The sequence below is a fragment of the Streptomyces sp. WZ-12 genome (genome assembly GCF_028898845.1).
Lineage (GTDB): Bacteria > Actinomycetota > Actinomycetes > Streptomycetales > Streptomycetaceae > Streptomyces.
This window is the reverse complement of sequence record NZ_CP118574.1, coordinates 8,573,629-8,593,546: the sequence shown is the minus strand read 5'-3', so window position 1 is coordinate 8,593,546 and position 19,918 is coordinate 8,573,629. Positions and strand designations below refer to the sequence as shown.

Below are 19,918 nucleotides of genomic sequence, written 5' to 3'. Positions count from 1 at the left end.
CCGTGCAGGTGTCCGGCGGCATTACTCGCATTGTTCGAGCGAGCGCTGAAGAAACGATCCAGGGGCGGGTGTTCATGGAGTGCTTGACGAGCGTCGGCTCGACGTTCTAGCTTTCGGAATCCGGGGGCGCGGTCCGGTCATGGACCGGCAAGTTCCGTATGTGGTGCGCCAGTTGGGCGCGAACGCGGCCCCGAGAGCACGGTGGGCGGGCCGTCATTGACTGCCGGGTCAGCCGTGATCGCGATTTGTGAAACGGGGGTTTCATGCGCATTCAAGTGACCGTCGACGAGGCGATGCAGGATTACGTCGCCAGCATTTCCCTGCGTGAGCCGGACGTGCTGAGGGACCTGCGGAAGAAGACTTCCGAGCTTCCCTTGGCGCTCATGCAGATCTCCCCCGAACAGGGCCAGTTCCTGGCCTTGTTGGTGAAGGCGATCGGCGCCCGGCGCGCGCTGGAGATCGGTGTCTTCACGGGGTACAGCCTGCTCTCGACCGCCATGGCGCTGCCCGCGGGCGGTCGGGTGGTCGGGCTGGACATCAGCGAGGAGTGGACCTCGATCGCCCGGGAGTTCGCCGGGCGGGCCGGGGTCGCGGAGAAGATCGAGTTGCGGGTCGGTGACGCCCGGCAGTCGCTGGCCGCCCTGCTGCGGGAGAACGGGTCGGTCGGTTCCTTCGACTTCGTCTTCATCGACGCCGACAAGGAGAACTACGCGGCCTATTACGAGGCCGCGCTGGAACTGCTGCGGCCCGGCGGGCTGATCGTGGTCGACAACGTGCTGTGGCACGGGGCGGTGCTCGACGAGGCGCAGCAGGACTCGGAGACGACCGCGCTGCGGGCCTTCAACGCCAAGGTGCGCGACGACAAGCGGGTGGTCCTGAGCGTGGTGCCGTTCGCCGATGGCCTGACGTTCGCCCTCAAGCGCTGAGCAGGTCCGGAAGCCGGCCGGTCGGGCGGCTTCCGGCGACTGCCGGGCTTCTCTCCCATCCACGACCTCAGGGTCCTCGTCACGAAGGTATGACCATGGTGCATCACCCTGCCGACGAAGCCGTCGGCCGCTGCGAAAACCACGGATCGGACGGCGTCAGGGCGGCCGGCTCGATGACGGTTACTCCTGACGACCGGCAATACCCGGACCTGGTACGGGCGTTGAACGCGCGGTTCGTCGCCCATCCGGAGTCGGTGCGGGTGGTCGACGCGCCGAGTCAGGTTCCGGCGGTCGTCGCCGAGGCCGTGCGGCGTGACAAGCGGCTGACCGTGCGCAGCGGCGGCCACTGCCTGGAGGACTTCGTCTTCAATGCGGGCACCCAGGTGGTGCTCGACCTGTCGAGGATGAAGGCCGTGTACTACCACCGGGGGCTCAATGCGATCGCGGTGGAGGCCGGTGCCGGGCTGCTGGACGTCTACGAGAAGCTGTACGGCACCTGGGGTGTGACCATCCCGGGCGGGATCTGCTATTCGGTCGGGGTCGGTGGGCACGTCAGCGGCGGCGGTTGGGGCATGTTGGTGCGCCGCGACGGCCTCGTCGTCGACCACCTGTATGCGGTGGAGGTGGTCCATGTGACCGCCGACGGCTCGGTCCGGACGGTGGTCGCCACCCGGGAGCCGGACGACCCGCACCGGGACCTGTGGTGGGCCCACACCGGCGGTGGCGGGGGCAACTTCGGGGTCGTGACGCGCTACTTCTTCCGCTCGCCGGGTGCGACCGGCACCGACCCGTGCCGGCTGCTGCCCAGGCCGCCGGCCGAGGTGCTGTTCAGCGCGGTGTCGTGGTCGTGGCGCGACCTGACCCGGGACGAGTTCGTCCGGTTGGTGCAGAACTACGCGTCCTGGCACGTCGCGAACATGGCACCGGACAGCCCCAACCGCTTCGTGACGAGTTTCATGTTGCTCAACCACCAGTCCAACGGCCAGATCGGGCTGGTCACCCAGGTCGACGCGGGTGTCCCGCACGCCGAGAAGCTGCTCGACGAGTACCTCGCGTACATGAGCGCCGGGGTCAGCACGGGGCCGGGCGCGCTGACCGAGCCGATGGGCGAGTTGGTGGGCCCGATGCCGCATCTGGCCAAGCCGCAGCGGATGCCCTGGTTGCAGTGCACCCGCTTCATGGGCACCACCAACCCGCAGCTCAACGACCCCACGCTGCGGGCGAAGTACAAGTCGGCCTACATGAAGGCGAACTTCCCGCGGGCACACGCGGAGACGCTGTACAAGCACCTCACGCGCACCGACATCGACAACCCGAAGATCAATATCCAGTTGACGCCCTACGGTGGCCGGACGCACGCGGTCGGCGAACGGGAGACCGCCCTCGTCCACCGGGACGCGGCGTTCAAGATGCTCTGGTCCGTGCTGTGGAACGACTCCGCCGACGACGCGAAGTACATCGCCTGGGCGCGGGAGAGCTACGCGGAGACGTATGTCGAGACCGGCGGTGTGCCGGTGCCGAACGACGTCACCGACGGCTGCTACGTCAACTACCCGGACACCGACCTGAACGACCTGGCGTACAACAAGTCCAACGTGCCCTGGCACGAGCTGTACTACAAGGAGAACTACTCAAGGTTGCGGCGGGTGAAGACGGCGTACGACCCGCGCAACGTCTTCCGGCACCGCCAGTCGGTGCGGCCGCACGCCTGCTGACCCGCACGCCGGCGGGGGCCGGCTCGGCTTCGAGCGCAGTTCCCGGGGTGCCGGCACCCCGGTGCGCTCCCCAGCGTGATCGCGTCAATCGACCATAACTACGGTGAAACAGCGAGGAGTTGGCATGAGGGGGAACGATGAGGGCGCGATGCGGCGGCGGGACGTCCTCGCCGCGGGCGCCGTGGCCGGGAGTGCCGCGCTGTTAGGGGGAACGGGCCTGTCCGGGACGGCGGTCGCGGCCGACGGCGCGGGCGAGTCGGCCGCTGAGCCGGTCACCGTCATCACGCCGTCCGACAAGAGGTATCCGGACGTGGTCCGGGGGTGGAACCAGCGCTGGGTGGCCTCGCCCGAGAAGGTGTGCCTGGCGGAGACGACGGCCCAGGTGACCCGGGTCGTGCAGCAGGCGGTGTCGGCCGGCAAGCGGTTGACCGTCCGCGGCGGCGGCCACTGTTGGGAGGACTTCGTCTTCAACCCCGAGGTCCGGGTCATCCTCGACATGACGAAGATGAACCGGGTCTACTACGACCCCGAGATGAACGCCATCGCGGTGGAGGCCGGGGCCGAGCTCCTCAACGTCTACGAGCGCATGTACCGCACCTGGGGCGTGGTCGTGCCTGCCGGCATGTGCTTCCAGGTCGGCGCCGGCGGGCACGTCAGCGGCGGTGGTTGGGGGTTGCTGTGCCGCCCGCTGGGCCTGGTCGTCGACCACCTTCACGGCGTCGAGGTGGTCACCGTCGACGCGGACGGCGTGGCCCGGGCCAAGGTCGCGACGCGGGACCCCAAGGACCCGCACCACGACCTGTGGTGGGCGCACACCGGTGGCGGCGGCGGCAACTTCGGGGTGATCACGCGCTTCTGGTTCCGCTCGCCCGGTGCCAGGGGCACGGACCCGGCCGCGCTGCTCCCCCAGCCGCCGGCCGAGGTGTTGCTCAGCGCCATCTCCTGGCCGTGGCAGCAGATGACGAAGGAGCGCTTCCGGCGCCTGGTGAAGAACTTCGGCGACTGGCACGCCAAGCACCTGGGGTCCGGTACCCCGAACGACAACCTGGTCAGCATGCTCTCGCTGAACCACAAGTCGAACGGGTACATCGGTCTGGTCACCCAGGCCGATGCGGCCGCCCCCGGCGCGGCGAAGGTGCTGAACGACTTCCTGGCCGCGGTGACGGCCGGGCTGGGCATCGAACACCAGCCGCTGAGCGTCCACATGGGAGAGCTGCCGGCCATGCCGGAGTTCGTCAAGCCGCGGAAGATGCCGTGGTTGCAGGCCGCGCGCTATCTGGGGACCACCAACCCGACGCTGAACGACCCGAGCCTGAACGGCGACTTCAAGTCCGCGTACTACCGCACGGCCATGCCGGACCCGCACATCGACCGGTTCTACCAGCAGTTGACCCGCGACGACGCGGGCAACTCCACCGCGTCGGTGATGCTCAGCTCGTTCGGCGGGAAGGTCAACGCGGTCGCCCCGGACGCCACCGCCGCCCCGCACCGGAAGGCCGCGTACAAGGCCGCCTGGATGATCTGGTGGACGGACCGGGCGGACGAGGCCACGTGTCTGAAGTGGATCCGGGAGTTCTTCCACGGCGTCTACGCCGAGACCGGTGGCGTGCCGGTGCCCAACGAGGTCACCGACGGCTGCTACGTCAACTACCCCGACATCGACCTGAGCGACCCGGCGTACAACAAGTCCAACGTGCCCTGGTACACGCTCTATTACAAGGACGGTTACCCGAGGCTGCAGCGGGTCAAGGCGAAGTACGACCCGCACGACGTCTTCCGGCACCGACAGTCGGTGCAACTGCCGAAGTCGTGACCGGGACGACGAGTCATCGGCCGGCCGCTGCGGTGCCAGGCGCCGTCCGGCGCCGTGGCGGCCTGCCGGCCGTCGTCTCGGTGGCGTTGGGTTCCTTCGCCCTGGTGCTCTCCGAGTTGCTGCCGGTCGGTGCCCTGCCCGGCATCGCCGCGGACCTGGGCGTCTCGACGGGGACGACCGGCCTGTTGGTGGTCGTGCCCGGGCTCGCGGCGGCCGTCGCCGCGCCGCTGCTCACCGTGGCGGCCGGGCGGCTGGACCGTCGTCCCCTGCTGTGGGCGCTGGCCGCTGTGACGGGCCTGGCCGACCTGGTCTGTGCGACCGGCGGCGACCTGCTGGCGGTGTTGGCCGGGCGGGTGCTGCTCGGGGCGGCGTTGGGCGGGTTCTGGGCCCTGGGGGCGGCCGTGGCGCCGCGGTTGGTTCCGCCGGAGGCCGTCCATCGGGCGTCCTCCCTCGTGACCGCCGGCATCGCGGTGGGGACGGTGGCCAGCCTGCCGCTGGCGGCGCTGGTCGGCGGCAGTGCGGGGTGGCGGACCGCGTTCTGGGCGGCCGGTGCGCTGGCGCTCGTCGCGCTCGCCGTCCAACTCCGCTTCCTGCCGGCGCTGCCGGCGACGGCGGTGACCGGCCGGCGGGCCCTGGTCTCGGCGGTCGGCAGCCCGGCCGCCCGGGTGGGCCTGTTGGTGACGTCGCTCGCCTTCCTCGGCCATTTCGCGGCGTACACCTATATCGCTCCGTACCTGGAGGGCCGGGCGCGCCTGGGTGCCGGCGCGGTGGCGGCGGTGCTGCTGGGGTACGGCGTGGCCGGGGTTGCGGGCAACTTCCTGGCCGGGCTGGCCCTGGCCCGTTCGGTGCGGGGCACGGTGGTCGGGGCGGCGGCCGGGATCGCGGTCGTCGCGGGGCTGCTGCCGGCAGTGCGGGGGTCGGGGGCGGCGGTGGTCGTCCTGGTCCTGGTCTGGGGTGCGGCGTTCGGGGCGGTGCCGTTGAGCCTGCAGACGGCGCTGATGCGAGCGGTGCCGGAGGCGCCGGAGGGTGGGATGGCGGCCTTCGTCACGACCGTGCAGGTGTCCCTGGCCGCGGGGTCGTTGCTCGGCGGGGTGCTGGTCGATGGCTACGGGCTCAGCGCGAGCTTGGGCACGGGGGCCGTGCTGGCCGGTGCGGCGGTGTTGGTGGCCGCGGTCGCGGGGCGTCGCGGGAGCCGGACGCCGCAGCGAGAGCCGGTGGTGTGACACCCGGTCGGCCTGGGTGAGGCTGGGCCGACGTGCCCGGTCGGAGGGCCGGCCGGGCGTTTTCCTTTTGGAGGAGAGATGTCCGTTCGTCCGGGCGAGGTCTACTACAACCCCCGTTGCCGGGAGAAGATCGTCATCAGGACGCCCGCCGCGCACACCGGTGGCGGCCGGGCGGTGATGGATCTCTATGTCGAGCCCGGCGGGTTCGCGGCCGGCTATCACGTCCACCCGTACAGCCAGGAGATCTTCACGTTGGTGCGCGGCAGTCTGCGCGTGCACCTGGGCGGTCGCGAGGTGGTGCTCCGCGAGGTGGGGCAGACGGTGACGGTGCCGGCGGGCACGGTGCACCGGTGGTTCGGCAACACCGACGAGGAGGTCTCGTTCGCGGTGGTACAGCTCGTCAACCGGGCCGATCGTTTCGAGCAGTTGATACTGCGTCAGCTCTTCGGGTTGGCGCAGGACGGCAAGACGGACGCCGAGGGACGCCCGGGGCTGCTCCAGCATGCCGTGACCATGCGGGAGTTCGCCGACGTGCTGCGCTTCACGGACCGCCCCTGGCCGTTGCAACGCCTGATGAACGGCGCGCTGGCGCCGCTCGCCAGGCTGTTGGGCTACCAGGCGTGCAATCCCGAGTACCTCAAGCGCGGTCCGTCGGAGACGGCCGAACTGGAGGAGCTGCCCGCGGTGGTGGCCGCGCGGCTCGGCGCGGCGCGGGGTGGCGCGGACGACCGAGCGTGAGGCCGGGCCGCCGCGCGGCACGGCTCGGGGGCGCATGTGACAGGACCCCGGTGGCCTGTGGGCCACCGGGGTCCCGGCGTGCCGGGGTGCCCGGCCGGCGGTCGTGTCCGGTCAGACGCTCTTGTGGAAACCGGCGTCGACGGCGTAGTCGGAGCCCGTGGTGCTCGCCGAGCGCGGCGAGGCCAGGAGCAGGACCGCGTCGGCGACCTCCTGCGGGTCGATGAGCCGGCCGGTGACCTGGCCCATCATCTGCGGGGCGATGCTGTCCATGACGCTGTCGCGGTCGGCGCCCGCCATGCCGGCGATGACGTCGGCCGCGCCGCCCTCCTCGGTCCACCACGCGGTGCGGACCGCGCCCGGGGAGACGGTGTTGACGCGGATGCCCTGCGGGCCGAACTCCTCCGACAGGGCCTGGGTGAGGTTGGACAGCCCCGCCTTGGCCGCGCCGTACTCGATGTTGGCGGGCGCGGGCTGACGGGCCATGCCGGTGGAGATGTTGATGATGGAGCCACCGTTGCGCTCAAGCATCTTCGGGATCGCCGCGCGGATCGCGCGGACGGCCGAGAAGAGGTTGAGCTCGAAGATCGACTGCCACTCCTCGTCGTTGCCGGCGAAGAAGCCGGTGCGCGGCATGCTGACTCCGGGCGGCGGGCCGCCCGCGTTGTTCACGAGGATGTCGACGCCGCCGAAGTGGTCCACCGCACGGGCGATGACCGCCTCCGGCGCCTCCGGAGCCATCAGGTCGGCCGGCACGTGGAGCAGGTTCGCGCTCGCGAGTTGGTCCAGCTCGGGGCTGCTCTTGCGGGAGACCGCCACGACCTTGGCGCCCTCTTGGAGCAGGGAGCGGGTGATGGCCAGGCCGATGCCCTTGGAGGCTCCGGTGACCACGGCGACGCGGCCGGATAGCTGCAGATCCATGGGTGTCCTTGTCTTGGGTTCCGTGTCTCGGATGCCGGTGTCCTGACGCCTCGCGTCGTGCCGGGTGATCCGATGACGTGGCGTGCGGTGGTGTCGGCCCGGAGGCCGGTGAGAGTCCCGTTCGGCGCTCTCGCGGGGTTGAACACCATCCGGCGCGAACGGGTTGCAGCGCGGGTGCCGGCGTCAACGTCCGTCGGGTGGCGTGGGTTTGGCGTCGGCGAGGTGGTGGAGGGGTGGGTGCGGGCGGTCGGGGCGCGCCCGCGGGCTCTTCGTCCGCGGCCTGTCGGGGGCAGGCGGGGTCGGGTCAGGCGCCGAGCAGCAGCGGCCGGTCCTGCGGCCAGTCCGCGGACCTCGCGCGGGAACGGCGGCCCGGGGTCGCCGGGGTGTGGGCGGCGGCGTCGAGGGAGAGTCGCGCCTGGGGCAGGAAGGGCGGTTCCAGCCTGGCGTGGCCGGCCAGGATGTCGGTGACGAGGTGGTGGGTGTCGGGCCGCGGGGAGGTGCCCAACTCCTCGCGCAGTGCCCGGCGCAGGCGGTGGAAGACGGTGAGCGCGTCCGCCCGCCGACCCGACCGGTACAGGGCGAGCATCAGGTGGCCCGCGAGCTGCTCGTGGGTGGGGTCCTGGTGGACGAGGGCGTGCAGTTCGGCGAGGAGTTGGTGGTGGCGGCCCAGTTGCAGTTCGGCGTCGACGCGGCGGACGACGGATTCCAGGCGGTCGCCCTCCAGGGCCGCGAGGGCGGCGCGCAGCAGCGGTCCAGCGGGGGCGTCGACGAAGACCGGTCCGTGCCACATGCCGTGGGCGGCCCGGATGTGTCGGGCGCCGGCGTCCAGGGCACCGGCGTCCAGGGCGGTGTGGCCGGCGCGGAGGCGGTGTTCGTAGGTGTGCAGGTCGAGTTCGTCGTCGTGGACCCGAAACAGGTAGCCCTGGTCGCGGGTGACGATCCGCTCGGGGTCGGCCGGCGAGGTGCGGCCGGATTGCAGGCTGCGGCGCACCTGCATGACGTAGGTGTGCACCGCCGCGACGGCGCGGGGAGGCGGGTTGTAGTCCCACAGTTCCTCGACGAACTGGGCCATGGACACGACCCGGTTGGCGTTCATCAACATCAGGACGAGCATCTGGCGGTGCTTGGGTGCGCTGGGCGTTCTGTCGCGGCCGTTTCCGGTGACGGACAGGGGCCCAAGTATCGAGAAACGCATTACCTCTCCACGGATTCGAGCCCGGCGGTATCGGCTCAACCGTAACCACGCACCGGCGGACAACGAATGATCGGTTCGCCACTTTGGCAACTCCGCGTCGATCCTTTTCCCGTGAACTCCGGAGAGGGATTGCTGAATTGCTCGTTCCTTTTCGGTGTTAACCGGACGTTAATGACCGGTGACCCGTCGCAGGAGATCGACGATGTCCGCGGGCGGCCGGTTCCCGCGCCAGGCGATGTGCTGGTCCGGCCGCACGAGGACGAGGTCGCGCCCGTACAACTCGCGCGCCGCGGGTTCGGAAACCCGGAGCACCGAAAACGGAATTCCGCTTTTCGCCGCCGCGGCCTCGAACCCGGAGGCGTCGAGGGGCTCCGCGCACAGGTCCAGCAGGGTGAAACCCGGCCCGAGGCGGTCGAAGAGTGAACTGCCCGGTCCGTGGCGGTCGTCGAGCCACAGGTGCGGGGCGCGTCCGCCGGGCACCCCTGAGGGCGCGTAAGAGGTGAAGCTGTCCCGAGGCGGGCGCTGGTCCCCGACGACGACGGGTGAGCCGTCGTAGCGCGCGCCGAGTTGGACGCCGAGCGTGTCCAGCGTGAGCTGCCCGTAGGCGGCGAGCCGTGCGGCCGTCTCCGTTCGGGCCGCCTCCCCCTCGGCGGAGTCGTCCTCCAGGGCGGTCGGCCGCTCGATCGCTCCCAGGGCGATGTTGAGATCGCGGGCGGCGGCGGTGTTGCGCAGGGCGACCGGTCGCCGTTCGGCCTCGTAGGACGGCAACAGGCCCGGGCCCGCCCAGCCCTGTACCGAGGCGGCCAGTTTCCAGGCCAGGTTGGCGGCGTCGTCGACGCCGGTGTTCATCCCGAATCCGCCGTTGGGGGTGAACAGATGGGCGGCGTCGCCCGCGAGCCAGATCCGACCGGCTCCGAACCGCGTGGCGACCAGGGCCGCGCCCGGTGTCCAGGCGCGGCGGCTGAGCACCCGCACGTCCAGGGGCACTCCGGCGGCCCGGCGGACCAGGTCCACGAGGGCGTCGTCGGAGGGGTCGTCCGGGTCGACCGAGCTGGTCAGCAGGAAGAACGCGTCGGTGCCGTCGAGGGCGATGAGGTTCAGCGCGAGTTCGTCGTTGAACACCCAGTTGCTCCAGGCCGCGTTCCCGCGCAGGAACCGCTCGTACAGGCCGGGAACGCGCAGGTGTGCCGCGGTCGCCCGGCGGCCGAGGACGTCCTGGTCGAGTGAGCCCGCGCCCTCGTAGGAGATGCCCAACGAGCGGCGCACCAGGCTGTGTCCGCCGTCGCACCCGACCGCGTGGGCGGCCCGCCAGGTGTGCCCGCCGGACCGTCCCTCCTCGGTGAGCGCGACGTGACCGGGCCGTTCGCGGACCGCCGTGATCCGGCTTCCGTAGCGCAGGGTGATGCGGGGCCGGGTGCGGGCGTGGTCGAGGAGCAGGCGCTCGACGTACATCTGGTTCGCCCGGTGCATGGGCTCGGGCACCTGGTCGGTGCGGGCGGCGGCCGCGACCTGGGCGCGGGCCGCGTCGGGGCCGGGCCAGGGCAGGTGGGCCAGCAGGTGGCCGCGGTAGCGGGTGAAGAAGGAGATGCCGGCGCTGTGGCCGCCGGGCAGCCCCAACTCCCTGATCCGGTCGGCGAGTCCGAGTCTGCGGTAGTGCTCCATCGTCCGGGCGCCGTGGGTGCTGCCGCGCGGCTCGGTCGGAACCGAGTCCGCGGTGTCGAAGACCACCGAGTCGACTCCGTGGTGGTCGAGCAGGAGCGCGAGCAGCAGTCCGACCGGACCGCCGCCCACGATGGCGACCGGTGTGCGAACGGAGCGGTCCATGGCACGCGCCTCCGGCAATTGAGTTCGGGAGAACCGGCGCGCGCAATCCTCGTGACGCCTGCTGAAGGATTAATGCAGGTTCCCGCGAACCCCCGGGAATTGCCTCGTACTTCTGCTTCCAGAGGACCTTTAGACGGCACCCGCAGACTCGTGCGGAACCCGCCCGCCGCCCAGAGTCCCCCGGAGTGTGAGGTATTCATGTTTCTCCTTGGCACGCATCGGTCGATTCCGCAGCGCCTGCGTCTCCACGCCGACCGGAATCTGGGGGCGGGCAACTTCTTCTGGCACGCCTGGCGCACCGCGCACGACCGGGACCGGCCGTTCCTGTTCCACCCGGATGTCGCTCAACCCGACTGGCAACACCGGGAAATACCGGGATTCTCCCTCGACGACATGCGGCGGTCCGTGCTGCGGTACGCGCACTGGTACCGCGAGCAGGGCGTGACGGCCTCGTCCCACGTCGGACTCTGCACCCGCCACGGGCTGTTCGGCCTGCTGCACCACATCGCGGTCACGAGCCTGGGCGCGGCGGCGGTGCACTGCAACCCGCGGATGGCACCGGGTACCGCCGCCGAGTACTTCCTCCGCACCGGTGCCGCGCTCGTGGTGGGCGACGGCGACCTGCTCAAGGACCTCGGCGCCGCTTGGGCGGAGTCCGGCACCACGGCCCCGCGCACGCGGGACGTGCACACCCTGGACGCGGAGGCCGGGTGGCCGCCCGCGCCCCTGGCGGGCTTCCCCCACCGGCACGCCCCCGACGACCTGGTGATGGTCTCCCACTCGTCGGGCACCACCGGCCGCCCCAAGGCCCCGGTCTTCCACCACCGTTCGTTCTTCGCCGGCAAGCGCGAGCGGCTGTGGACCTTCCCCTCGCTGGCCTCCGACCGGCTGCTGACCGCGCTGCCGCACAGCCACTCGGCCGGCATCAGCTACCTTTCCCTGGCCGTGCTGTTGGGCGTTCCCACGCTCGTCCTGGACGGCGCCGACGGAGACCGGGTCGCCCGCGCGGTCAACTGCTTCCGCCCCACGGTCGTGTTGGGGTTCCCGCTGACCCTCGCCGAGCTCGATCCGGCCGCGCTCCGCCCGGAGGCCGCCCGCGGCATCCACACGTGGAACGGCATGGGCGACGCCTCCCACGAGCGCCACATCCGCCCGTTGGTCGCCCTGGGCACCCCCGGCACCGGGTCCGTCTACGTCGACGGCCTCGGCTCCTCCGAGATGGGCATGGTGCTCTTCAAGGCCGCCCACACCGCCCACTCCACGCACTACGGGCGCTACATCGGCCGTCCCGTGCGTGCCGTGCGCCGGGCGGCCGTCCTCGACGAGTCCGGGCACGAACTCCCCACCGGGCAGGCCGGGTTGTTGGGTGTGCGGGGATCGAGCATCACCGCCGGCTACTGGGACGACCCCGGGTTGACGGAGAGGTCCCTCCGCAACGGCTACTTCCTCACCGGCGACGTGGTGCGCCGGGACGGCGCGGGCCACTGGTACCACCTGGACCGCACGCCCGACGTGATCGAGACCGCGGCCGGCGCCGTGTACAGCCTGCCCCTTGAGGAGGTCGTCCTGACGGCCACCGGTGCCCTGGACGCCGCCGTGGTGGCGGTGGCCGACCCCCGGCAGCCCGGAAGGTCCTGCCCCGCCGCGGTCGTGCACTCCCCCGCCGGTACCGCCCGCGACGCCGCCGGGCTGCTCGCCGACTGCAACGCGGCCCTCGACGCGGCCAGTCAGCCCCGGCTCGACGCCCTGATCCTCGCCCCGTCCCGCGAGGACCTGCCGGTGGGCGTGACCGGCAAGGTCCTCAAGCGGGTGCTGCGCGAACGCCACCGCGACGTGCTCAGCCGACCGGCCACCGACACCGTCGCCCACTCCGGGGCCTGACCGCCACAGCGCCGACGTTCGGCGCACCCACCGACACGAAAGGCCCAGCATGCCCGACCAGAAGGCCGCGCGCCGCATCGTCGACATCATGACCGGCACCTGGCAGGCCCAGGCCCTGTACGCGGCGGTCGCCCTCGGCCTCGCCGACCACATCGAGGACGGCCGCACCACCGACGAAGCGCTGGCCGCGGCGACGCGTTCCCCCACCGACGGCATCCGCCGGCTGATGCGGCTGCTCACCGCCATGGACGTCTTCGAGGAGCGGGCGGGCGGCTACCGGCTCACCCCGACCGGTGAGCTGCTGCGTGCCGACGCGCCGCACGCCATGGGCGAGTTGGTCCGCCTGTACGGCGAGGAGTTCCACCGCGCGTGGGGCGCGGTGGTGCCCGCCGTCCGCACCGGCACCTCCGGCTTCCAACACGCCTTCGGGACGAGCCTGCACACCCACTTGGAGGCCCCGGAAGCAGCGGCGAAGTTCCAGCGGGCCATGAACGCGGGCAACGTCTTCTTCCCCGAGGTCCTGGGCGCCTTCGACTTCTCCCGCCGCGACCTGGTCGTCGACGTCGCCGGCGGCAGCGGGCTGCTCCTCGGCACGGTGCTGCGGGCCCACCCGCACCTGCGCGGCATCCTCGTGGAGCGGCCCGGCATGGTGCCGGTGGCGAGGGCGCACCTCGACGCGGCGCTGGGCGCCGGTCGCCACGAGGTGCGCGCCGGCGACGCCTTCGCGGGCGTGCCGGCCGGCGGTGACGTCTACCTGCTCTCGCGCGTCCTCCAGGACTGGGACGACGACCGCTGTCTGACGCTGCTGCGTCACATCCGCGGTGCCCTGGCCCCCGAGGGCCGACTGCTGGTCCTCGAACGGGTCGTGCCCGACGGTGGTGAGGCCCTGCTGCCGCTCCTGTACGACCTGCACCTGCTGATGGCCGCCGGCGGCCGCGAGCGCGATCTCGCCGGCTACCGCGCCCTGTTCGCGGCCGCCGGCCTGGAGCTGACGTCGGTCCACGCCCTGGCCCTCGAAACCAGTCTGCTGGTCGCGGCGGCGGCCGGGTGAGGCCCGCCCCGGCTCCTTCCACACGCATCGGAGTAGCGAGATGAGCAGCGGTCACCTCACGGTCGCCATCGTCGGTGGCGGCCCGCGCGGTCTGTCAGTCCTGGAGCGGATCTGCGCCAACGAGCGGAAATCCCCGTCGAGTTCGTCGGTGACGGTCCACGTGGTGGACCCCTACCGGCCCGGGCCCGGCAAGGTGTGGCGCACGTCGCAGTCCCGGCATCTGCTCATGAACACCGTGGCGTGCCAGGTCACCGTCTACACCGACGAGAGCGTGGTGATGGACGGGCCGGTCGAGGAGGGGCCGAGCCTGTACGCGTGGGCGGCGCGGCTCGCCCGCGCCGCGGACCGCCGCACCGCCCGCACGGCCGAGGAGCGGGCGTTCCTCGACGAGGCGCGGCGCACCGGCCCCGACTCCTACGCCAGTCGCGCGCTGTACGGCCGCTATCTGACGGACTGCTTCGCCCGTGTCGTCGAGCACGCCCCCGGCCACGTCACGGTTCGGGTGCATCGGCAGCCGGCCACCGCCCTCGACGACGGGCCCGCCGGAACACAGGTCCTGGCCCTGGCCGATGGCACCCGGCTGGCGGGGCTCGACGCGGTGGTCCTCGCTCAGGGACATCTCCCGGCACGGCCCTCGCCGCACGAGGCACGGGCCGTGGAAGAGGCGCGGGCCTGCGGCCTGACGTACATCCCCCCGGCCAATCCCGCGGACGTGGACCTGTCCGCGGCCGAGCCCGGCCGGCCGGTGCTGCTGCGGGGCCTGGGCCTCAACTTCTTCGACGGGATGGCCCTGTTGACGGTCGGGCGCGGCGGGCGCTTCGAGCGCGACACGGGCGGCCGGCTGCGGTACCTGCCGTCGGGGCGCGAACCCACGCTCTACGCCGGTTCGCGGCGCGGTGTGCCGTATCACGCGCGGGGCGAGAACGAGAAGGGGGCGCACGGCCGCCATCGACCCCGCCTGCTCACCCCGGAGCGGATCGCCCGCCTCACCGCCCGGGCCGATCGCGGCGAGCACGTGCAGTTCGGCACCGACGTGTGGCCGCTGATCGCCAAGGAGGTGGAGAGCGTCTACTACGGGACGCTGCTGGCCGCCCGCGGCCGGGCGGCGGAGCGCGCCCGCTGCGTCGACCGCTATGCGGCGGCGCGGCCGGGCGAGGAGGCCGGGCTGCTCGACGCGTACGGCATTCCCGCCGCCGACCGCTGGGACTGGGGCCGGCTCTCGCTGCCGTACGGGCGGCGGGTGTTCACCGACCGTTCGGCGTTCCGCGACTGGCTGCTCGCGTACCTGGCCCGGGACGTGCGCGAGGCCCGCGCGGGGAACGTCAACGGACCGCTGAAGGCCGCCCTGGACGTCCTGCGGGACCTGCGCAACGAGATCCGACTGGTGGTGGACCACGGCCGGCTGGAGGGCAACTCCTACCGGGACGACCTTCAGGGCTGGTACACGCCGCTCAACGCCTTCCTGTCGATCGGCCCGCCCGTCTCGCGCATCGAGGAGCTCATCGCGCTGGTGGAGGCCGGCACGGTCCGGCCGATCGGCCCGGGCATGCAGGTCCGCGTGGCCACCGAGGGCCCCGGGGCCCCGGTCTTCGAGGCCACCTCCGACCGGGTCGGCGGGGACCCGGTCCGCGCCACCGTCCTCGTCGAGGCCCGGTTGCCCGAATCCGACGTGCGGCGCACCGACGACCCTTTGCTGGCCCACCTGTTGGCGACCGGTCAGGCCACCGCGTACCGGATCGCCGGTGCGCACGGCACGAGTTACCAGACCGGTGGGATGGCCGTCACGGAGCGGCCCTACCGGGTGGTGGCCGCCGACGGACGGGCGCATCCGCGCCGGTTCGCCTACGGGGTGCCCACGGAGGCCGTGCACTGGGCCACCGCGGCGGGCATCCGCCCCGGCGTCAATTCGGTGACGCTGGGCGACTCCGACGCCCTCGCACGCGCCGTGTTGGAACTCACCCCCGCCGGGGACGGCGGCAATCCGGGAGAGGACCTGACCGGCGCCGGACTCAAGGAGGCAACACTATGACCATGCCCTCGCACACCGATGCGGGCGCGGGACGGGACACCGGACTCCTGTCGCCGGTCCGCGCGGGCACTCCCGTGGAGCGGGCCGTGTCCGACGAGGCGTGGCTCCAGGCCATGCTCGACGCGGAGGCCGCCCTGGCCCGCGTCCAGGCCGAGTTGGGCACGCTGCCCCGCACCGCGGCCGAGGTCATCACGGGCGCGGCGGTCGCGGACCGGTTCGACGCCCGCGCCCTCGCCCTGGCCTCCCGTGAGACCGCCAACCCCGTTGTCGGGTTGGTGCGGGCGCTGGCCGAGGCCGTCGCGCAGGCGTCTTCGACGGCCGCGGAGTACGTGCACCGGGGCTCCACCAGTCAGGACATTCTCGACACCGGCGCCATGCTGGTGGCCCGACGGGCGCTGCGCCTCACCCGGTCCGACCTCGACCGTGCCGGCGAAGCGCTCGGCGCACTGGCCGCCAGGCACCGGGACACCCCGATGGCCGGCCGCACCCTCGCCCTGCACGCGGTGCCCACCACGTTCGGCCTCAAGGCGGCCGGGTGGCGGGAGTTGACGTTGCAGGCCGGCGAACGGCTGGACACCGTGGCGGACTCCCTGCCGGTGTCCCTCGGCGGGGCCGCGGGCACGCTGGCCGGCTATCTGGAGTACGCGGCCCTCGACGGCTCCCCCGCCGCGCCCGGCGACTACGCCGACCGGCTCGTGGACGCCTTCGCCGCCGAGACGGGGCTCGCCCGACCGGTACTGCCGTGGCACGCCCTGCGCACCCCGCTCGCCGACCTCGCGGCGGCCCTGGCGTTCACCGCCGGTGGACTCGGCAAGATCGCGGTGGACGTACAGGCGCTGACCCGCACCGAGGTCGGGGAGGTCACCGAGGCGCCGGTCGCCGGCCGCGGCGGCTCCTCCGCCATGCCCCACAAGCGCAACCCCGTCCTGGCCACGCTGATCCGCAGCGCTGCCATCCAAGTCCCGGCTCTCGCCGGCGCGTTGACCCAGTGCCTGGTCACCGAGGACGAACGGTCCGCCGGGCCCTGGCACGCGGAGTGGAACCTGCTGCGCGCGTGCCTGAGGTTGACCGGGGGCGCCGCGCACACCGCCGTCGAACTCGCCGAGGGGCTGCTGGTACAGCCCGAGCGGATGCGCGCCAACCTCAAACTGACGGGCAGTCGACTGGTGTCCGAGCGGGTGGCGGCGGCGCTGGCACCCCGGCTCGGCCGGTCCCGCGCGGCCCGACTGCTCGCCGACGCCTCCGCCGCTGCCGAGCGGGACGGGGTGGACCTGCGTACCGTGCTCGACGCGCTGCCGGAGGTGACCGCCCACCTCGGCGACCGGGAGTTGGCCGCCCTGCTCGATCCGGCCGACTACACCGGGGCCGCCGGCGCCCTCGTCGACCGCGCGCTGCGCCATGCCCCGCCGCGCCGGGCCTCGGACACCCTGGGACCCCGGTGACCGGCGTCCGTGTCAGGCGCCCCGCTCCAGGTCGAGGAGGTGGCGCTTGAGCGTCTCGCCGCCGGCGTAGCCGCCGGTGCGGCCGGTCGAGGGCACGACGCGGTGGCAGGGCAGGACGACGCAGAGCGGGTTGGCGCCCAGGGCGGTGCCCACTGCCCTGGCCGCCCCCGGTCGGTCGAGCGCGCGGGCCAGTTGGCCATAGGTCGCCGTGCGGCCGTAGGGCACGAGGGCGTCCAGCGCCCGCACGGTCTCGGCGCAGAAGGGTGTGGCGAGCGTCAGGTCGAGCGGGAGCGCGAAGTCCCGCCGCCGGCCTGCCAGATAGGCCGCGAGTTGGTCTTCGGCCGTGTCGAGCAGGGCGGTCTGCCGCGGTGTCCAGGTGTCGGCGGGCGCCTCGCACAGTCCTGCGCGCGCCAGCTTCCGCGCGACCTCGGCGGCGCTCTGGAACCCGCAGTAGACGAGCGCGCGGTCGGTGGCGGCGAGCCGCAGCTCGCCGAGCGCGGTGTCGCGGACGGTCAGCGCAACACCGGTCTGGTTGGCGGCACGGGGGCTCGGCATGGGGTTCTCCTCGACGGTCGTGCTCAGGCCGGCAGCGGCCGGCAGCTCTTGCAGGCCCGGTACCCGGCCCGGTGGGCCTCGCGCGCGTCGGCGAACGGGACCCGGTGCGGCGCGGTGATCCGCCGCGCGTGGGCGCAGGTGGGGTGGCAGTAGATGCGGGTGGTCGCGCTGCCGAGGAAGACGGTGCCGCTGTGCGACCACCGGTGCACCTCGGTCATGTCGACGCCCTCCGCCGAGCGCAGCGCGTCGCCGATCGCCGGCAGGTACGCCGCGTCGCACGGCACCCCGTTCTCGTGCGTCACCCGGTGGCACGGCACCAGCACCACGAGCGGATTGCGGGCCAACAGGCCAACCAGCGGCTCGACTTGCCCAGCGGTCGGCAGTCCGGTCTCCCGGGCGATCCAGGACAGCGGGCGCAACTGGCCGGCCGGGATGGCCCGCACGGCCCGCAGGACGGCCGCCTCCGCCCCGTCCGCCGGGCCCGGGTCCAGCGGCAGGTTCCGCGCCCGCCCCGTGCGCAGGGCCGTCATCAGGCCGGGAAACCGCTTGGTCGTGGGGATTGCCGATCGGCCGGTGCGCCGCCGGTGCAGTTCCTCGAACCGCTCCGGAGTCAGCCCGCCGGCCGCCAGCGCGGCCCCGGTGATGGCCTCCGTCGTGGCGGCCACGTAGAGTCCGCCCGCCGCGGTGTCCAGGCGCGCGTACGTGTCGTAGCGCTCGCGCGGGACGCCCGCGCGCTGCAGGACCCGCAGCGCGAAGTCCGCCGGCACCGGTGGCATGCCCAACCCGCCGCCCGGACCGCCGTCCGGCCCGGGGTGGGCCCGCTGATCGTCCCCGTTCATGTCGTCACCTCCCTCAACTCGTCGTCCGGCGCCAGCAGGCGCCGTAAGCCCCACATGCCGCGCGAGACCTGCGCCTTGGCCGTCCCGACGGGACAGCCCTGTACGTGGGCGACCTCCACGTAACTCATGCCCACCACGTGTCGCAACACCACGGGGACGCGGTAGTGCTCCGGCAGCTCGGACAGCGCCGCGATCAACCGGCCGCGGTCGTCCGCGTTCAGCGCCCGCTCGGCCGGTCCCGGCTCCGCGGTCGACAGGATGTCCTCGGCGTCGTCGATCTGCATGACCGACGCCGGCCGGCGGGTGCTGGTGCGTACGTGGTTGCGCCAGACGTTCGCCGCGATGGTCATCAGCCAGGCGCGCGGACGCAGGGTCCTTCGCCGCTCGGGCGAGTAGGTCTGCAACGCCGTGTAGGCACGCAGGAAGGTGTCCTGCCCCAAGTCGTCCGCTTCCGCGGGCGATCCGGAGACGCGCAGCAGGAACGCGTGCACACCCCTGGCGTGGGTCCGCACCAGCTCCGTGAAGCCGTCGTCCAGATCCGTCGCCAGCAGGTCGGTTAGTTGCTCGGCCACCTCGTCCATCGCTAGTCAAACACCGTCCTGTGGAGAAGGGTTGCGGAAAGGGAAGCTCGGGGAGCGGCCACCGCCGCCCGGAGGTCGTCCTGGAGGTGGTGATCCGGGTGCCCCGGGAGGTTGCGGTGAGCCGCCCGCCGGGCCTGGTCCGTGGTCGCTCAGGGCGCGGCGAACCCCGCGGGCGCCCGCAGCGCGGGGTCGTCCGCGTCGATGGCCTCGTACAGCCGCCGTAGCCGCGGCACGGGCTCGATGCCGAAGGAGCCGCCCAGCCGGCAGCGCAGCCGGTGGAAGACGTCCAGGGCCTCAAGCCGCCGGCCGGAGTGGTACAGGGCCACCATGTACTGCGCGTGGATGTTCTCGTTGACTGAGTGACGTGCCGTCAAAACTGCTAGTTCAGGGAGGAGTTCGTGGTGTCGGCCGAGCCGGAGGTCCGCCTCGATCCGCTGCTCCAGCACCCCCGTGCGGGCCTCCTCCAGCTCCACGACGTGCACGGAACTGAGCGGCCCGGGTGGCACGTCCGCCAGGGCTGGGCCGCGCCAGAGTGCGAGGGCCTGCCCCAGCAGTGCGGAAGCACGGGCGGGATCGCCCGCGGCACGGGCCTCGCGCCCCCGGCGGGCCAGGTACTCGAAGGCGAGCCGGTCGCTCGCCTTCGGGGCCACGCCGAGCTGATAGCCCTGGCAGCGGGTGATCAGACGGTGACTGTGGTCGGCCGGAGCGGTGCGTAGGACCTGCCGGATGTAGAGCACGTACGTCTGGAGGGTGGAGATCGCCGTCTTGGGCGGGCAGGCCCCCCACAGTTCCGCGACGCACTCGCTCGCACGGACGGTCCGGTTGGCGTTGAGGGCGAGCAGGGCCAGCAGTTGCCGGGGCTTGGGGGCACTGGGGGTGCGCTGGTGCCCGTCGACGACCAGCGACAACGGGCCGAGCACGCCGACCCGCAGCGGAAGGTCCGCGACCTTGGCGCCCCGGCGCCCGACCGTACTCATCCCGGTCATTGGAGGCTCCCACCGCACGCGTGCGCGGGGCGCGGGCGGAGGAAGGAGTGGCGAACTGCGCACTGTCGTCGGGGCATTGGCGGCCTCCGGTCGATCCGGTCGTGGGCGGCCGGTGCACCATGCGTCCTCCCCCGACACGCGCACAACCGCCAACTTCCCAAAGACGTAGGCAGTTTGCGGATCGCCACGCAACGGCCCAGGC

Annotated in this window: 16 protein-coding genes; 9 read left to right on the top strand and 7 right to left on the bottom strand. The window is 72.6% G+C overall.

All coding sequences use genetic code 11. The annotated features are described in order from the left end of the window. Positions 1 to 263: 263 nt before the first annotated feature. From PV796_RS37665 to PV796_RS37645, 5 genes are all read left to right on the top strand, one after another. On the top strand, positions 264 to 926 hold the full coding sequence (locus PV796_RS37665) for an O-methyltransferase (RefSeq protein ID WP_274918250.1): 663 nt from the start codon (positions 264 to 266) through the stop codon (positions 924 to 926). 95 nt (positions 927 to 1,021) lie between these two features. Continuing rightward, on the top strand, positions 1,022 to 2,641 hold the full coding sequence (locus PV796_RS37660; RefSeq protein ID WP_274918249.1) for an FAD-binding oxidoreductase: 1,620 nt from the start codon (positions 1,022 to 1,024) through the stop codon (positions 2,639 to 2,641). Between the two features lie 124 nt (positions 2,642 to 2,765). Then, positions 2,766 to 4,454, top strand: coding sequence for an FAD-binding oxidoreductase (locus tag PV796_RS37655; RefSeq protein WP_274918248.1), 1,689 nt, complete (start codon positions 2,766 to 2,768; stop codon positions 4,452 to 4,454). After that, on the top strand, positions 4,451 to 5,677 hold the full coding sequence (locus PV796_RS37650) for an MFS transporter (protein ID WP_274918247.1): 1,227 nt from the start codon (positions 4,451 to 4,453) through the stop codon (positions 5,675 to 5,677). Before PV796_RS37655 ends, PV796_RS37650 begins: the two co-directional genes overlap by 4 nt. Before the next feature lie 78 nt (positions 5,678 to 5,755). Next, complete coding sequence (locus tag PV796_RS37645) at positions 5,756 to 6,415, top strand: cupin domain-containing protein (protein WP_274918246.1); 660 nt, start codon at positions 5,756 to 5,758, stop codon at positions 6,413 to 6,415. A gap of 111 nt (positions 6,416 to 6,526) precedes the next feature. Here the strand turns inward: PV796_RS37645 and PV796_RS37640 are convergent, their stop codons facing one another. From PV796_RS37640 to PV796_RS37630, 3 genes are all read right to left on the bottom strand, one after another. Continuing rightward, complete coding sequence (locus PV796_RS37640; protein WP_274918245.1) at positions 6,527 to 7,333, bottom strand: SDR family NAD(P)-dependent oxidoreductase; 807 nt, start codon at positions 7,331 to 7,333, stop codon at positions 6,527 to 6,529. A gap of 304 nt (positions 7,334 to 7,637) precedes the next feature. Further along, positions 7,638 to 8,528, bottom strand: a complete 891-nt coding sequence (locus tag PV796_RS37635) for an AfsR/SARP family transcriptional regulator (protein ID WP_274918244.1) — start codon at positions 8,526 to 8,528, stop codon at positions 7,638 to 7,640. Between the two features lie 168 nt (positions 8,529 to 8,696). After that, positions 8,697 to 10,352, bottom strand: coding sequence for an FAD-dependent monooxygenase (locus PV796_RS37630; protein ID WP_274918243.1), 1,656 nt, complete (start codon positions 10,350 to 10,352; stop codon positions 8,697 to 8,699). A 198-nt stretch (positions 10,353 to 10,550) separates the two neighbouring features. On the opposite strand from PV796_RS37630, the gene PV796_RS37625 reads away from it, so the two are divergent. Genes PV796_RS37625 through PV796_RS37610 form a run of 4 tightly spaced genes read left to right on the top strand, consistent with a single transcriptional unit; the run spans position 10,551 to position 16,755 of the window. Beyond that, entirely contained in the window at positions 10,551 to 12,233 is a 1,683-nt protein-coding gene (locus tag PV796_RS37625; protein WP_274918242.1) for a class I adenylate-forming enzyme family protein, read from the top strand. 49 nt (positions 12,234 to 12,282) lie between these two features. Further along, a complete protein-coding gene (locus PV796_RS37620) occupies positions 12,283 to 13,284 on the top strand; it encodes a methyltransferase (RefSeq protein ID WP_274918241.1) in 1,002 nt (333 codons plus the stop codon). Between the two features lie 40 nt (positions 13,285 to 13,324). Further along, complete coding sequence (locus PV796_RS37615; protein WP_274918240.1) at positions 13,325 to 15,313, top strand: FAD/NAD(P)-binding protein; 1,989 nt, start codon at positions 13,325 to 13,327, stop codon at positions 15,311 to 15,313. Then, entirely contained in the window at positions 15,310 to 16,755 is a 1,446-nt protein-coding gene (locus tag PV796_RS37610) for a class-II fumarase/aspartase family protein (RefSeq protein ID WP_274918238.1), read from the top strand. Before PV796_RS37615 ends, PV796_RS37610 begins: the two co-directional genes overlap by 4 nt. Before the next feature lie 12 nt (positions 16,756 to 16,767). Here the strand turns inward: PV796_RS37610 and PV796_RS37605 are convergent, their stop codons facing one another. The 4 genes from PV796_RS37605 to PV796_RS37590 all read right to left on the bottom strand — a co-directional run bounded on the left by PV796_RS37605 (position 16,768) and on the right by PV796_RS37590 (position 19,707). Then, positions 16,768 to 17,310, bottom strand: a complete 543-nt coding sequence (locus tag PV796_RS37605) for a methylated-DNA--[protein]-cysteine S-methyltransferase (RefSeq protein ID WP_274918237.1) — start codon at positions 17,308 to 17,310, stop codon at positions 16,768 to 16,770. Positions 17,311 to 17,333: 23 nt separating this feature from the next. Next, entirely contained in the window at positions 17,334 to 18,149 is an 816-nt protein-coding gene (locus PV796_RS37600; protein ID WP_274918236.1) for an Ada metal-binding domain-containing protein, read from the bottom strand. Further along, positions 18,146 to 18,730 carry an RNA polymerase sigma factor gene (locus PV796_RS37595; protein WP_274918235.1) on the bottom strand — a complete coding sequence of 195 codons (585 nt, stop codon included), beginning with the start codon at positions 18,728 to 18,730 and terminating at the stop codon, positions 18,146 to 18,148. Before PV796_RS37595 ends, PV796_RS37600 begins: the two co-directional genes overlap by 4 nt. 149 nt (positions 18,731 to 18,879) lie before the next feature. Next, complete coding sequence (locus PV796_RS37590; protein ID WP_274918234.1) at positions 18,880 to 19,707, bottom strand: AfsR/SARP family transcriptional regulator; 828 nt, start codon at positions 19,705 to 19,707, stop codon at positions 18,880 to 18,882. Between the last annotated feature and the right edge of the window lie 211 nt (positions 19,708 to 19,918).

Excerpts from the sequence above, each read along its gene's own strand:
- PV796_RS37665 (WP_274918250.1), top strand. The coding sequence starts at position 264 with ATGCGCATTCAAGTGACCGTCGACGAGGCGATGCAGGATTACGTCGCC.
- PV796_RS37660 (WP_274918249.1), top strand. The coding sequence starts at position 1,022 with ATGGTGCATCACCCTGCCGACGAAGCCGTCGGCCGCTGCGAAAACCAC.
- PV796_RS37655 (WP_274918248.1), top strand. The coding sequence starts at position 2,766 with ATGAGGGGGAACGATGAGGGCGCGATGCGGCGGCGGGACGTCCTCGCC.
- PV796_RS37645 (WP_274918246.1), top strand. The coding sequence starts at position 5,756 with ATGTCCGTTCGTCCGGGCGAGGTCTACTACAACCCCCGTTGCCGGGAG.
- PV796_RS37640 (WP_274918245.1), bottom strand. The coding sequence starts at position 7,333 with ATGGATCTGCAGCTATCCGGCCGCGTCGCCGTGGTCACCGGAGCCTCC.
- PV796_RS37635 (WP_274918244.1), bottom strand. The coding sequence starts at position 8,528 with ATGCGTTTCTCGATACTTGGGCCCCTGTCCGTCACCGGAAACGGCCGC.
- PV796_RS37630 (WP_274918243.1), bottom strand. The coding sequence starts at position 10,352 with ATGGACCGCTCCGTTCGCACACCGGTCGCCATCGTGGGCGGCGGTCCG.
- PV796_RS37625 (WP_274918242.1), top strand. The coding sequence starts at position 10,551 with ATGTTTCTCCTTGGCACGCATCGGTCGATTCCGCAGCGCCTGCGTCTC.
- PV796_RS37620 (WP_274918241.1), top strand. The coding sequence starts at position 12,283 with ATGCCCGACCAGAAGGCCGCGCGCCGCATCGTCGACATCATGACCGGC.
- PV796_RS37615 (WP_274918240.1), top strand. The coding sequence starts at position 13,325 with ATGAGCAGCGGTCACCTCACGGTCGCCATCGTCGGTGGCGGCCCGCGC.
- PV796_RS37610 (WP_274918238.1), top strand. The coding sequence starts at position 15,310 with ATGACCATGCCCTCGCACACCGATGCGGGCGCGGGACGGGACACCGGA.
- PV796_RS37605 (WP_274918237.1), bottom strand. The coding sequence starts at position 17,310 with ATGCCGAGCCCCCGTGCCGCCAACCAGACCGGTGTTGCGCTGACCGTC.
- PV796_RS37600 (WP_274918236.1), bottom strand. The coding sequence starts at position 18,149 with ATGAACGGGGACGATCAGCGGGCCCACCCCGGGCCGGACGGCGGTCCG.
- PV796_RS37595 (WP_274918235.1), bottom strand. The coding sequence starts at position 18,730 with ATGGACGAGGTGGCCGAGCAACTAACCGACCTGCTGGCGACGGATCTG.
- PV796_RS37590 (WP_274918234.1), bottom strand. The coding sequence starts at position 19,707 with ATGAGTACGGTCGGGCGCCGGGGCGCCAAGGTCGCGGACCTTCCGCTG.